15 protein-coding genes and 1 pseudogene are annotated in these 13456 nt (G+C 27.4%); 7 read left to right on the forward strand and 9 right to left on the reverse strand.

Annotation, left to right across the window (positions count from 1 at the left end):
• Positions 1-55: 55 nt before the first annotated feature.
• On the reverse strand, positions 56-724 hold the full coding sequence (locus tag PLW95_02630; protein HOV21561.1) for a ComF family protein: 669 nt from the start codon (positions 722-724) through the stop codon (positions 56-58).
• Here PLW95_02630 and PLW95_02635 point away from each other — a divergent pair.
• Positions 704-1756, forward strand: coding sequence for an LptF/LptG family permease (locus PLW95_02635; protein HOV21562.1), 1053 nt, complete (start codon positions 704-706; stop codon positions 1754-1756). The genes PLW95_02630 and PLW95_02635 overlap by 21 nt on opposite strands.
• Before the next feature lie 153 nt (positions 1757-1909).
• A complete protein-coding gene (locus PLW95_02640; GenBank protein HOV21563.1) occupies positions 1910-2926 on the forward strand; it encodes an LptF/LptG family permease in 1017 nt (338 codons plus the stop codon).
• A gap of 144 nt (positions 2927-3070) precedes the next feature.
• Here the strand turns inward: PLW95_02640 and PLW95_02645 are convergent.
• The 4 genes and pseudogenes from PLW95_02645 to PLW95_02660 all read right to left on the reverse strand — a co-directional run bounded on the left by PLW95_02645 (position 3071) and on the right by PLW95_02660 (position 4807).
• Positions 3071-3493, reverse strand: a pseudogene (locus PLW95_02645) (DUF86 domain-containing protein).
• Positions 3490-3894 carry a nucleotidyltransferase domain-containing protein gene (locus PLW95_02650; protein ID HOV21564.1) on the reverse strand — a complete coding sequence of 135 codons (405 nt, stop codon included), beginning with the start codon at positions 3892-3894 and terminating at the stop codon, positions 3490-3492. The pseudogene PLW95_02645 and the gene PLW95_02650 overlap by 4 nt, the downstream one beginning before the upstream one ends.
• Positions 3895-3933: 39 nt before the next feature.
• Positions 3934-4146, reverse strand: a complete 213-nt coding sequence (locus PLW95_02655) for a DUF433 domain-containing protein (GenBank protein ID HOV21565.1) — start codon at positions 4144-4146, stop codon at positions 3934-3936.
• A 511-nt stretch (positions 4147-4657) separates the two neighbouring features.
• Positions 4658-4807, reverse strand: coding sequence for a hypothetical protein (locus tag PLW95_02660; GenBank protein HOV21566.1), 150 nt, complete (start codon positions 4805-4807; stop codon positions 4658-4660).
• A gap of 86 nt (positions 4808-4893) precedes the next feature.
• Here PLW95_02660 and PLW95_02665 point away from each other — a divergent pair, with 86 nt between their 5' ends.
• From PLW95_02665 to PLW95_02685, 5 genes are read left to right on the forward strand one after another with little or no spacing between them, the layout of a single operon-like run.
• A complete protein-coding gene (locus PLW95_02665; protein ID HOV21567.1) occupies positions 4894-5955 on the forward strand; it encodes a glycosyltransferase family 4 protein in 1062 nt (353 codons plus the stop codon).
• A 17-nt stretch (positions 5956-5972) separates the two neighbouring features.
• Positions 5973-7157: a glycosyltransferase family 4 protein gene (locus PLW95_02670; GenBank protein HOV21568.1), complete on the forward strand. Its 1185-nt coding sequence runs from the start codon at positions 5973-5975 to the stop codon at positions 7155-7157.
• A complete protein-coding gene (locus tag PLW95_02675) occupies positions 7142-8398 on the forward strand; it encodes a hypothetical protein (GenBank protein HOV21569.1) in 1257 nt (418 codons plus the stop codon). Before PLW95_02670 ends, PLW95_02675 begins: the two co-directional genes overlap by 16 nt.
• On the forward strand, positions 8399-9106 hold the full coding sequence (locus tag PLW95_02680) for an FkbM family methyltransferase (GenBank protein HOV21570.1): 708 nt from the start codon (positions 8399-8401) through the stop codon (positions 9104-9106).
• A complete protein-coding gene (locus tag PLW95_02685; GenBank protein HOV21571.1) occupies positions 9087-10052 on the forward strand; it encodes a DUF2334 domain-containing protein in 966 nt (321 codons plus the stop codon). Before PLW95_02680 ends, PLW95_02685 begins: the two co-directional genes overlap by 20 nt.
• 7 nt (positions 10053-10059) lie before the next feature.
• On the opposite strand, the gene PLW95_02690 is transcribed toward PLW95_02685, so the two are convergent.
• The 4 genes from PLW95_02690 to PLW95_02705 form a co-directional block, all read right to left on the reverse strand.
• The gene (locus PLW95_02690) at positions 10060-11082 is read right to left on the reverse strand and encodes a glycosyltransferase (GenBank protein HOV21572.1); all 1023 of its coding nucleotides are present in this window, start codon (positions 11080-11082) and stop codon (positions 10060-10062) included.
• A complete protein-coding gene (locus PLW95_02695; protein ID HOV21573.1) occupies positions 11079-11609 on the reverse strand; it encodes an acyltransferase in 531 nt (176 codons plus the stop codon). Before PLW95_02695 ends, PLW95_02690 begins: the two co-directional genes overlap by 4 nt.
• A 234-nt stretch (positions 11610-11843) precedes the next feature.
• Positions 11844-12848, reverse strand: a complete 1005-nt coding sequence (locus PLW95_02700; protein HOV21574.1) for a radical SAM protein — start codon at positions 12846-12848, stop codon at positions 11844-11846.
• A partial coding sequence (locus tag PLW95_02705; GenBank protein ID HOV21575.1) for a DegT/DnrJ/EryC1/StrS family aminotransferase occupies positions 12845-13456 on the reverse strand: 612 nt, incomplete at its 5' end. The genes PLW95_02700 and PLW95_02705, both read right to left, overlap by 4 nt.

Consider the following 13456-nt stretch of genomic DNA (forward strand, 5'->3'; position numbering starts at 1 on the left):
ATTTATTTTTATATTTTGTTTATTTTAACACTAAATTTTTTAATTGTAAATACAATTACAAAATTGTCTTAGCAATTGTAATAACAATTACATTTTTTGCTCCTGCTTTTTTTAATATCTTTTTCAATTCATTTGTCGTTGCTCCTGTTGTAAAAACATCATCAACAAGTAAAATTTTTTTATCCTTTATTGAAGATGTTTTTCTTACTTTAAATGTATTTAAAACATTTTTTTCTCTTTCTGAACCACTTAGTTCTACCTGTGATGGAGTATTTTTTGTCTTAACAACCCCATCTATCAATACATCTTTGCCAAATAATTTTCCTAAATAAACAGAAATAATTGCTGATTGGTTAAAAGTTCTTGAAAACTCTTTTTTCCAATGAAGAGGAACAGGAATAATTAAATCAAATTCAGGTATTTTTTCTTTTAAATTATCATATACAAAAAGGGCAAGTTTCTTTCCATAAAATTTCTTTTTACCATACTTAAATTTATGTATTGCATTTTTTATAGGACCTTCATAAGCAGCAACATGATAAAATAAAGTGTCTGAGTTTTGATAAAAAATAATTTCTTTCTCACAATTTTGGCAAAATCCATACTTACTCAACTTTTCCTTTTTGTCGCATCCATAACATTTTTGGTCCTGAAATAAATTTAAAAATAGACATAAGGCATTGTTTGTCTTACAATAAATTGTATGAAAAAACAACTTAAACATATTTATATCTCCAAAGAGTTTTTTATAAATTTTATCATATCATTTTTAATTTTCACCTTTATTTTTCTCATAAATGGTATTTTTAAAGCAATAGAAATTATTATTAAAGGTGCTTCCTTTTTTTCAGTAGTTAAAGTTCTTATTTATTTTTTCCTTTCTTCATTACCATATATTTTTCCTTTAACCCTTTTAAGTTCTTCAACATCTGTCTTTTCAAGATTAACTCATGACAGAGAAATCCAGATATTTTCATTTTCTGGAATAAATCCCCTTATTCTTACAAAAAATCTTTTAATTTTTGCTGTTTTATGTTCTATTTTACTTATTTATTACAATTTACTTATATTTCCATCTATTAAATATCAAAGTAGAAAAACAATTTATAATTTAACTGCAAAAAATCCTATTGCCTTTTTTCAACCAAAAACAATTATAAATGATTTTCCTGATTTTTCTATATATATTGGTGATTTATCAAAGGACTTAAACTTTAAAAACCTTTCTATTATACAGAAAAGTGACAAAATAACACTTTTTATAAAAGCAGAAGAAGGTAAAATAAATTATGTACCAGAAACAAATAACATAATTTTTTTAATGAAAAATGGATTTATAACATCTCAGGCATCAAATAAAATCTCAAAATTGGACTTTTCCGAATATACCTTTCATATTGAACTTCCAGAAAGTTTTTCATTTAAAGAACCACAAAAAAAATTATCAGAATTGCCTCTATCTCAATTAAAAATTAAAAATAATATTGATGCAAATATTGAAATAAATGAAAGAATCTCTTTTGGAATTACACCTTTAATTTTTGTTTTTCTTGGAATTGGTATAGGAATGAAATTAAAAAATAAAAGCAGGGTCTTATGTATTGGAGTAGCAGGAGCAACAAGTTTATTTTTCTTTTTATTTTTGATTTTAGGAGAAATTATTGCTAAAAAATTAAATTTTAGTTTGTTTGTCTATTTACCTGTTCTTATTTTCACCTTTATAACATATTATTTAAATAAGTTTTCAGTTAGATAATTTGAACAGTTTGGCAGAATTGGTACTTCCCACTTTGAAAAAGTTAAGATAAAAGAACCTGGTTCTCACAGAGAACCGGGTTCTTGAAAAAATAAGATAACGGGGAATTTTAAAAATTGTCGCTTTTGTGCTTTAAAAATATTATTTGATAAAATGGTAAAAATAAAATATATTCTTTTTAATTTTTTTAAGTTATTTTTAATTTCTTCTTTATGCCTTCTTTCTTTATTTTTTATAATCCAGATTCTTGAGGACTTACCAGATATAATTTCAGGAAGCCAAAAATTTTTATTATCAAATTATATTCTTACACTTCCTTCTTCATTTGTTCTCATTTCTCCTCTTATAACCCTTCTTTCTGGGATGTTTTTTGTTTCCGAGATGGTAAAGGCAAATGAAATAAAAATATTTGAAATATCAGGGATAAATTCATTAAAAATTTTCTCTATGTTTCTTTTTGCCTCATTAATAATAAGTTCATTTACATTTTATATAAAAAATTATGTTGTCCCAAAAACCATAAAAGGAAATGAATATCAAACATCAATTTCTTTTTCATCCCCTTCATTTCTTTTCAAATCAGACAGGTATGAGAAAGATGGAAAATTTATAAATATAGAGATTTCAATAATTTTAGAAGATGGTAGTATAACTTCAATAAGAGCAAAAGAAGGAATTGAGAAGGAGAAAAATCTCTGGACATTTAAAGAAGGAAAATTCTACTTAATTGATAAAAATACAAATTTAAAAAAAGAAGAAAATTTTAATTCAAAAACATTTGAATTACCAATAACATCTGAAATTTTGTTAGTTGCTGGTAAAAACCCGGATTCAATTTTTATAAATCAACTAAAAAGCACAATAAAGGAATTGAAAAAAATGGGATTTTCGCCATTTTTATTAGAAACATATTTTAATGAGAAAATTGCATATCCCTTACTTAATCTTTTTATTCTTTTTGCTATTTTCCCATTTTTTCTTAGTAAACAGAAAATTACGAGATTTCTTGTTTTAAGTTTAACAATTGTTATTGGATTTTTAAGTTATGGGATTTATTCATTTCTTATAGCACTATCAAAATCAGGTAAAATCCCACCTTTTTTTGGTTGTTGGGGACTACATCTTTTTGTTTTTATATCTTTTCTCTTTACCCTATTCAAATTCAGATAGGGATTAAAATAATTAACTACTTTACTTATATTTTTTAAAAACTACCTTTATTCCTTCTCTCCACTTTTATAAACCAACTGAAATAGCAGATATTAACAAAACTGATTTGAGAGTTCTTCAAAACCATTTGTTGTATTGAGGATTCTAATTCTTTTCTATAAATTGATTTATGTAATTTATGAAATTGTAGAAATCATCTAAGTGCTTATGCAAAATCTCATAAATTTTGGTCAGGTCTATATCAACATATTCATGAACTAAAATATTTCTTAATCCAGCCATTCCACGAATTTTTTTACTAAATTCTATTGGAATTATATTCTTTTCTCCTAATTTGTCTATAATGTCTACATAGTCTTAAATTTGGTTTTCATTCAGTGTAGCTAAAATATGATTGCCTACATCAATGAGCACCTGAATAGAAAGTTGTAAACCATGACAGATTATCCATTGTTTGCTTAAAGATGAAGAAAACTCTTCAAAAGATATGCTTTTGGATTTTTCTAATTCTTTTAGATACCGCTTTAACTCTTTAAATTTCTCTTTAATTATTTCTTTGTCAATCACTTATTCTCCTGTTGTTTTATAAACTGCCTAAAATCAGCATATTTATTGATAGTATTAACTTGAAATTGGATACGATTCTTTTCGTTTTTAGAGTAAATAACCTTGCCAAAATATAAAACTCTATGTTTAAGTAAAGTATTCGCATCATTAAGAATAACTAAATCTATATTATTTGTTTTCAGTAATTTAATTAAATCTGTTAATATCTCTGCTTTATATCCATATCTATATGATTGCTCATTAATTTGTCCTTTGTCCACTATTATACCTATATCAATATCGCTAAGAACATTATCTTTTTCTTGTGCTACTGAACCAAAAACATAAGCAACTTCTATTTCCGGGTGTTTTTGAAAATACTCTTTTAGAATTGTCTTAATTTCATTTACACTTTTTCTCATTTTCTAATATCAACTTGTCGTTTTATATACAGAAATAACTTATTCCTCTTCAATAACTTTTTCTGCATAAAGAAATGCTGCCCTTATATCTTCTTTTTTTAGACAGGGGTATTCTTTAAGAATATCCTTCTCTTTCCAGTTTTGAGCGACCAATTTAACAATTAATTCAACAGGAATACGTGTCATATGGATAATTGGTTTGCCTAATAAAATTTTTGGATTTATTTCTATTCTATTCATAAAATTTTCCATTATTTCCCTCTATATTAAAATTAGGTTCTGCCAAATTTGGCTAAGTATTTTAAGTGGTTTTTCCCTGGTTTTAGAGCCGTTTTTACGGTACTCTGGGTTTTCTTAAATCCCCCTCTCCTTAATCTCCCCTGCCCCCACCTACAAACAACGGCGGGACTTACAGCCCGAGAATAAGAAATGGACCCCTTCCCTTTCCTTTTGCCCCTTCCTTTGACAAAGGAAGGTGGGGATGGATTTGTATTAAATCCCCCTCAATCCCCCTTTTTCAAAGGGGGATGTAGTAATTCTCCCCTTGGTAAAGGGGAGTTAGTGGGAATGTTTATTTTCTATCTCTTTCTTGACACTACTTAAAATTATACAGCAAAAATAAAATATTATCAAGGATTTTGAACTATATCCCGGTATCTTATTGCTAATTCCCATTTATATTTTCGCCACAGAGACAATAAGCACAATTTTTCCCCGTTGTGCTTAGTCCAACAAAATTACATCCATACCTCTGTGTAATACCCTATAAATTGGTCTCTTTCAAAAAAACTGCCTTTATTCCTTCTCTCCATGGGAATCTGAAAAAACTCCCTTTATAAATAAATCCACTTTTTTCACATATCTGTTTTAATGTTTTTAGAGAAAAATAAAAAAGATGTTCTGGTATGCTCAATTAATTATTTAGAAATATTTTGGGATTTTTTACAAAATATAAAATTTTGATATAATTTAAAATTATTATAAATTTAAATTATTCTTATGATAAAAATAAATATTATTCTCAATATAGGGAAAAAACCAAGTGGAGCAGGAAGGCCAATAATTGAATTTTCTAATCAGTTATATAAAAACAACTCTGTTGTAATTTATAAACCATTTAACCCAGAATATAAAAAAGGGGTAGAGTATAAGTTTAGAGAAATAATTGGATATATTTTAAAAGGGAGAGAGTATAAACAAAAATGGATTGAGTGCAAACCAAAGGTTTTTATTATTCCCAAGTGCAAAGAAAAATTTATTAGGGATGCTGACATTTTATTTTTTCGTTCACCAAAATTTTTAGAAGAAATAGGACATTTTTCTTTATCTAAGGGAAAAAAAGTAATGAGGGTTTCTGACATATTTTTTGCTTTAAATCCACCAAAGAATATTCCTTCCGATATTTATATAATTACATCTTCAACAATGGTTAAATCATTACTCCAGCAGAAATTTCCTGATAAAAGAATTTTTCTTGTAGTTAATGGGGTTAATCTTAATTTTTTTGGTTTTCCAGAAAGAAAACCAATTTTTAATGGAAGAATAGGGATGGTTTATTATTCAGGAAAAAACCCCGAACATAAAGGAATGGAAGATGGTTTCTGGGTTATGAACATGTTAAAAGAGAAATATCCTTCATTAGAATTTTATCTATTGGGCTGGGAAAAAGAGAAAAAAATTCCCCCATTTGTAAAATTTACAGAAGGATTAACTTCAGAAAAAGTAAGAGAATTTTATAGACAAATTGATATTCTTATTTACCCAAGTAAATTAGATGCATGCCCAAATCCACCTATGGAAGGTATGGCAAGTAAATGTGCAGTAATTACCACAAATGTAGGAGGAATTGCAGATTTTGTTATTCCTGGCGTAACAGCCCTTGTGAATGAACCAGGGGAAAAAGCAGAAATGCTTAAAAACGCTATTGCCTTAATTGAAAATAAAAAACTCTGGGAAAAAATTTCAAATGCTGGATATGAAAAAATAAAAGAATTTAGTTATGAAAAACAAGGGCAGAAATTGGAAAATGTATTTTTACAGATTTTAAATGACAAAAATTAACTTTATAAAGAGAAAAAATGAATATAGGAATGATTTTAGAAGATGAGTTTCCACCTGATATTAGAGTTGAAAAAGAAGCACAAGTTTTATTATCTCAACATTTTAATCTCCATTTACTTTCAGCAGTAAAAAAACAGGAAGAAAAAAGAAAAGAATATAAAGGAATATTAGTTGAACAAAAGCCTATTATATATCCTAATGTATATCATCACCTTTTGGATAAATTAAATTTTCTTAGAGGGAAAGAGACGTTATTTCATAAACAAATAGAACAATTTGTAAAAAGAAACAAAATTGAAATAATACATGCTCATGATTTGCCAGTTGCTTTTGTTTCACTAAAGATAGCCAAAAAACTTGGTATTCCTATAATCGCTGATCTACATGAAAATTATCCATATTATAAATTGATAAAAAAAAGAAAAAATACAAAAAGATTCAGATATTGGTTGAATATAGAAAAAAAAGTTGTAAAGGAATCTAATTTTATTATAACCACCTGTGAAGAAATGAGAGAAAGAATTTTATCAGAACATTGCATACCATCAGAAAAAATTTATGTTGTTCCTAATTATTATGGAGGAGAATTTGAAAATATTGTTGTTGATAAAAGTATATTAGAAAAATACTCACAAAAATTTATGATTCTATATAGTGGAGTTGTATCTTTACATAAAGGGATAGAGACATTGATAAAATCAATGGAGTATCTTAAAAATTACCCTGAAATTGTATTATGCATTGTTGGAGTTAAAAAGAACAAAGAGGAATTCGAAAAATTAGCAAAAACGTTGCATGTTGAGGAAAAAATTGAATTTATAAAATGGCAACCAATAGAAAAAACCTACTCTTTTTATTTAGCCAGTTCTGTTTGTTCTGTACCTTTTGAAAAAAATGTACAAACTGATTGTTCATCTCCTCACAAACTATTTCAGTATATGCAATGTAAAAAGCCTGTTTTAGTTAGTAATTGTAATTCTCTTATAAGAATAGTTGAAAAATCCAATTGTGGCTTTGTCTTTGAATGCGGGCATCCAAAAGATTTAGCAGATAAAATTTTAATTTTATATAAAAATAAAAAGTTGAGAATTGAAATGGGAGAAAATAGTGCGAGATCTGTTAAAAATAACTATAATTTTGAAATAGCAGGTAGCCAATTATCACTTCTTTATAATAATTTAACAAAATGGTTCAAAAAATGAAAAAAGTCCTGATTATTACATATCATTTTCCACCATCAAAAAAAGTAGGTGTATTAAGAATAAAGGGATTAGCAAAGTACTTACCTGAATTTGGTTGGGAACCAGTTTTTGTTATTCCTCTTTTACAACAGGAACCAGAAATTAATTCTCAAATTATAGAAACTCATCCGCCATATCAAAAGTTTTTTAAGTATTATTTTTCAAAGGCAAAAAAAAGAATAAAAAAAATTTCTTTACCTCTTCCCCCATTTCATAAAAGAGTGAAAAGTTTTTTCCGCGGGATGATTGATATTCCTGATAATAGAATTGGATGGTTGCCATTTGCCTATGAGGCAGGAAAAAATTTAATAGAAAAAGAAAAAATAAATCATATGATAAGTATTCTTGGACCTGCTACCTGTCATTTAGTAGGTAGTAATTTAAAAAAGAGATATAAAAATATCTTCTGGATAGCAGATTTCAGAGACCCCTGGACACTTTACAAAAATAATACCCTGATAAATAAATATAAAAGAAATCTTGAAATAGAAACTTTAAAGGAAGCAGATGCAATTACAATTGTTACAAGAAAATTGGCTTATGATATGAAAAAAATTCACAAAAATAAAGATATCTATTTTATCCCTAATGGCTTTGACCCTGAAGAAATTGATTTGCAACCACAAAAATTAACTGAAAATTTTACCATAACACATACTGGTTCCCTTTTTATAAATAAAAGGAGCCCAGAACTATTATTTAAAGCACTTTCCGAACTAATAAAAGAACAAAAAATAAAGGCAAATGATATTTCTATAAGATTTTTTGGTAAAAATCAAAATTGGGTATTGCCTCTGGCAGAAAAATATGGATTAAAAGATGTTGTTAAGTATTATGGAGAAAGAGAAAGAAAAGAGTGTTTAAAAAAACAAAGAGAAAGTCAACTTTTACTTATTATACAGGTAGAAGGAAAAGGAGAAGAAGGATGTTTAACTGGCAAAATTTTTGAGTATCTTACAAGTTTTAGACCAATTCTTTCAATTGGAGACAAAGATAATGAAGTATCTAATCTCCTTAAAGAAACAGATTCAGGTATTCACTGCACAACAGTTTGTGAACTGAAAGAAACAGTACTAAAATATTATAGGGAATGGGAAGAAAAAGGATATATTGGTTACTCAGGGATAAAAGAAGAAATTATGAAATATAGTCATAGAGAAATGGCTAAAAAATTTGCTGATATTTTAAATAAAAATAATTAGATGAATAATATAAAAGATATTCGCCATAGAATTGAAAGATTTTTTAAACAATTAGTTGGGCTGGAAGTATGGAGTAAAATAGAAGTTTTTTGCCCATATGAAATGATAGGTAATTATTGTGTATCCTTTTTAGATAAAATTAATAGTGATTCAATAATTTATTCACTTGGAGTTGGTAGAGATATATCCTTTGATTTAGATTTAATAAATAAAAAGGGAGTTATTGTTCATGCCTTTGACCCAACTCCTATAGCAAAAAATTGGATACAATCAAAAAATCTTCCAAAAAATTTCAAATTTTATCCTTATGGAATAGCTAATTTTAATGGATCCGCTGAATTTCATATTCCCTCTAATCCCAAAAGCACTTCATACTCTCTTTTAGATTCTGGGAAAACATTGGGTACAGTAAAATATCCTGTGAAAAGATTAAAAGAGGTAATGAAAGAATTAGGACATACTAAAATAGATATTTTGAAAATAGATATAGAAGGTGGAGAATATATGGTTATTGAAGACATAATAAATTCAGAGATTAAGGTTATTCAATTACTTGTAGAATTCCACCATAGATACAAAAAAATTGGACTTTATAAAACTAAACAAACAATAAAACAATTAAGAGAAAACGGATACAAAATTTTTTATATTTCTCCTGATGGAGAAGAATATTCTTTTATTAAATATAATGAAATTTTCAATAAATAAAAAAGCAACACTATGTTTAACATTAAACGATTTTCATCCTAATCAGGATGATATTGATAGGTTTATTAAGAAAAATAAAAAACTCTCATTTGAGGGATTAAAATTTTTTCCTATAAGTAAATTTTATTTTCAATCACATAAAAGAAAAAGTTATCAATATTATTTTATTTTTAAAAAAATAAACAAAATACGAATGGCATATGCACAATGGAAAGGGACAGAAATTCCAAAAGGAAGTTTTAAATATCTAATAAGAGTTGATGATTTTCCTCACTGGGAAAAAAATTATAAGGAATTTTTAAAGTTTGCTGAGTTATTCAGTAAATATAATATACCATTTTTATTGGGAGTAACTCCTTTTCTCTCATTAAATCCAAAGTCAATTTACAATACTAAATTTAAGTTTCTTGATGATAATGAAGTAAAAATTTTAAAAGAATTTTCAAATATAGAAATATCTTTGCATGGATTAACCCATCAGTCAGTCAATAAAAAAAGAACAACTGAATTTATTGGATTAACTGATGGAGAAGTAGAAGAAAAATTAACATTAGGAATAAAACTATTAGAAGAAAAACAAATATTTCCTATTGCTTTTATTCCTCCTTTTGATAAAATTGACAAAAATAATTTTGAGATAATTAAAAAACACTTCAAAATTATCTGTGGTGGATTTGACACTGCTAAATATGTGGGATATTTAATTACCCCATGTATTGTTGACAATAAAACTGCATTTGTTCCCTCTTATTTTCCATTATCAGGTAATATAAACGAAATACATAATTTCCTTTTAGATATAGAAGAAGAAAATATCATTGTTCCAATAACTATCCATTGGACATATGAGGTAAATAATCTTGAAAGAGTTGAAAATTTCTTAAAATTTATAGAGAAAAAAGTTATTTCTTGGAAGGATTTTTTAAGTACTACTGAAAACCTGTAATTTCTTCTTATTTTTTTCTTATATCCCCATTAATAACTTCATTATATATTTCAATTAGTTTTTTTGTAACAACATCTATTGCATGATATTTTTCAAAATACTCTCTACTTTTTTTACCAATTTCATGTCTTAACTTACCATCTTTTATCAATTTCTCTAATTGGACATAAAGATTATCAATAGAAGCAGAAACTATAGGCAATTCCTCAGGATAAAACTTTCTGTAATTCTCATTTATATAACAAATTACTGGTTTACCACATCCCATTGCCTCTATAGAAAAAATTCCATAAGTCCCAATTAAAATTTGGTCAATTACTATATCAGCATTTAAAACCTCATTTAATATTTGTTCATTCGGAATATTTTCAAGAATTTTGAATGTAAATTTATATTTTTTTTCCAGCTCTTTAATTACTTCAATAATTTTTTCTGTTCCTTTAAATTCCCTATTTGAAGGGGCATGAATAATAACTGGCTCTTTTTTTTCTAAAGAAGGAAATCTAAAAATAGAAATATCAGAAATTTGTGGAAGAAAAAAGATTTTTTTAAAATAATCTTTTATATAATAAAAAAGTTCTCCATCACTAACTATAGCAGCATCAACAAATTTACTGATTTTTTTTATTTTTTCCAATCTTTTTTTCTCTTTTTTAGGATTTGACTTAATTTCTGACAAAAATGGATTTATTTTCATGCCAATAGAATAAATCCTAATATCACTTCCCCAAAACTGCATAATTATTTTTTTATTTAATTTTTTCAAAATATATAAGTCAGCGTTGTTTTTGAAAAATGATGTATTAAAATGGAAGTGAAAAATGTCATAATTAAAAATAGCATGCCAAAAATTCTTCATTAAAATGAAATATCTCGGGATTCTATTTTTGCCATCAAAAATTCCCTTCTGTTCGTAAAATTTCTTCTTTTTAAAAAATAAATAATCAGCATTTATTCTTTGTTGCCTCAAACCTTTTACAAATAAGTATGGTTGATTTGAAATATTAGAGGGCAGATGAAGTATATTCATTTTCTTTCCTTTATTTTTTTTGCCGGAACTCCTGCCCAAATCTCAAAAGGAGGGATATTTTTTGTTACAACTGCACCTGCTCCTATAACTACTCCTTTTCCAATTTTCACACCTGGTAAAATTATAGAGCCAGCGCCAATATCAGAATTTTCTTCTATTTCCACAGGAGCAAATTCAACAGGTGCTTCAATTATAGGAATATCAAGAAAAGATAGATTATGCTGGGAAGTTATGATAATAACTTTTGGACCAATTCCAACATTATCTTTAATTATCAAACCACCAGCACTATGAAAAAAAGAGTGGGGGCCAATCCATACATTATTTCCTATTTTCATTAAACTTTTATAATAACTATGTAAAATTGTATAATGTCCTATGTAAACATTATTTCCAATTTCTATATTCTCAGGATGGAAAATTAATACTCCTTTTTCAAAAATTACATTTTTCCCAACTTTTTTTATTTTATCTCTTTTAATTTTACCGTCACCATGTGAGAAATAAAGTTTTTGTTCCTTTTTCATTGTAATATTTCTTTCAATTTTTCAGTTATTTTTTTTACATCTCTTTCAGTTATATCTTTATTAAAAGGTAAAGCAACTAATTTTTTAGATAATTCATAGCTTACAGCAAAATCATAAGGACTAACACTACATTTATCTTTAACTTGTTTTGTGGAATAATCTTTAACTATTTACTTTCTAAATTCTGATATCGCTATGATTTATACGAATTTTGTAATCATTAAAGATGAATAGTCATCTCCACCTTCCTTTCATGTTAAACCAAATATTTGAATAAAAACTCCAAAAATCGCAATTTGAACATTCAGAAATACTATTTTGGTTATTTAACATATTCTCCCGAATTTGCCTTATTTTGTCTTGTGAATAAATTTCCAGCAGAGAATTTCTTTGGATATTTCCTAATAATAAATTACCATTTTCTCTTGTTGAAAGAGCCTCACAGCAGGGATAGACATTTCCATTAATATCTATGACAACAGCTATCCATGGGCTGAGGCAGGGATATCTTTTCCTTTTCACTTGGGTACAAATATCTTTTGTTTCTATTTTACCCCCCCAGTTTAGAAGCGGTCTAACATAAATACTGTCACTTGGACCAATAAAATATTTCCAGAAATTTTTAAATCCTTCAATTTCGGAAGCAGTCTTTTTTGTATCCATTATTTGGATAATCACCCTAGGTCCCTTTCCTATTTTTTCCCGAATTTCCAAAAAGTTTTTTATGTTACTTACCACCAAGTCAAACTTATCTACTCCCATCATCCACTCATAAGTGTTACGACTACCTGCGTTTAGGCTAAATAGAATCCTATCATTTTTACAGAGTAATCTGCAAAGCATTTCAGATTTTTCTTCATCTAAAAGTGTTGCATTTGTATCTATATGAATTGGAACATTTGGACATTTTATCTTTAGATATTCTATTGCCTCGAGTAATTTATTATAAAACAATGGCTCTCCAAGACCTACAGGCGTGAAAGTAGTTTTTTTCGTTAGCAAGTGTGTCATTTCATCAACCGTTTTCTTAAAAAGATAAAAGTCTATATCTCCAGATTTAACATTTTTGTGTTTTGGACGAGGACACATCCAACATTTCAGATTACACCTTGTTGTTATTTCAATATTCATTGCGTATGGGACCTTATCAAGTAACTGTCTCCTTTTGTATATCTTATATATAAACGCCGAGCCCATTTTTCGTTTAATATGCTCTGATGTCTTATTTGTTAATCTCATTGCCTATTTCCTACCTCTATAAGTTTTTGACTTATATGTATCAAGTCATCTTCTGTCATTTTCGGATACAAAGGTAATGCCATGCTTTGCTCAAAAGCAATTCGTGCATTAGGAAAATCATTAGCATTAAAACCATACTTGTTTCTATAGTATTTGGTTTGATGTATAGCATAAGTACCAATATTAGTTTCTATTCCTAACTCTCTTAATTTGTCTATTAACCTATCTCTATTAATACCAGTTTTGAGAAGGATTACATAAGACTGGTAAATATGATTTGCACCATTAATTGTCTGTGGAGTTTTAATCCATGATACTTTTGATAACAGTTCGGTGTAAAGTTGTGCTAATTTTTGCCGTTTAGATATAATTTCATCTATCTTATACATCTGAACAATTCCAATCGCCGCCTGCATTTCAGTCATTCTGCTATTAAAACCGACTGAAACAAAATCGTTTTTGTTTTCGTAATATTCCATTCCATGATTCCTTAGTTTTCGTAACTTGTCATCTAATTCATCATTATTGGTAGTAATTATACCCCCTTCACCTGTAGTGATTACCTTGCGAGGATGAAAACTGAAGCACCCAAGGTCTCCAAAAGACCC

This window comes from bacterium (assembly GCA_035370465.1).
Taxonomy (GTDB): Bacteria; Ratteibacteria; UBA8468; order B48-G9; family JAFGKM01; genus JAGGVW01.

Bases quoted from the DNA above. Each gene is read 5' to 3' on its own strand.
- PLW95_02635 (HOV21562.1), top strand. From the start codon at position 704: ATGAAAAAACAACTTAAACATATTTATATCTCCAAAGAGTTTTTTATA.
- PLW95_02630 (HOV21561.1), bottom strand. From the start codon at position 724: ATGTTTAAGTTGTTTTTTCATACAATTTATTGTAAGACAAACAATGCC.
- PLW95_02640 (HOV21563.1), top strand. From the start codon at position 1,910: ATGGTAAAAATAAAATATATTCTTTTTAATTTTTTTAAGTTATTTTTA.
- PLW95_02650 (HOV21564.1), bottom strand. From the start codon at position 3,894: ATGAGAAAAAGTGTAAATGAAATTAAGACAATTCTAAAAGAGTATTTT.
- PLW95_02655 (HOV21565.1), bottom strand. From the start codon at position 4,146: ATGGAAAATTTTATGAATAGAATAGAAATAAATCCAAAAATTTTATTA.
- PLW95_02665 (HOV21567.1), top strand. From the start codon at position 4,894: ATGATAAAAATAAATATTATTCTCAATATAGGGAAAAAACCAAGTGGA.
- PLW95_02670 (HOV21568.1), top strand. From the start codon at position 5,973: ATGAATATAGGAATGATTTTAGAAGATGAGTTTCCACCTGATATTAGA.
- PLW95_02675 (HOV21569.1), top strand. From the start codon at position 7,142: ATGGTTCAAAAAATGAAAAAAGTCCTGATTATTACATATCATTTTCCA.
- PLW95_02680 (HOV21570.1), top strand. From the start codon at position 8,399: ATGAATAATATAAAAGATATTCGCCATAGAATTGAAAGATTTTTTAAA.
- PLW95_02685 (HOV21571.1), top strand. From the start codon at position 9,087: ATGAAATTTTCAATAAATAAAAAAGCAACACTATGTTTAACATTAAAC.
- PLW95_02690 (HOV21572.1), bottom strand. From the start codon at position 11,082: ATGAATATACTTCATCTGCCCTCTAATATTTCAAATCAACCATACTTA.
- PLW95_02695 (HOV21573.1), bottom strand. From the start codon at position 11,609: ATGAAAAAGGAACAAAAACTTTATTTCTCACATGGTGACGGTAAAATT.
- PLW95_02700 (HOV21574.1), bottom strand. From the start codon at position 12,848: ATGAGATTAACAAATAAGACATCAGAGCATATTAAACGAAAAATGGGC.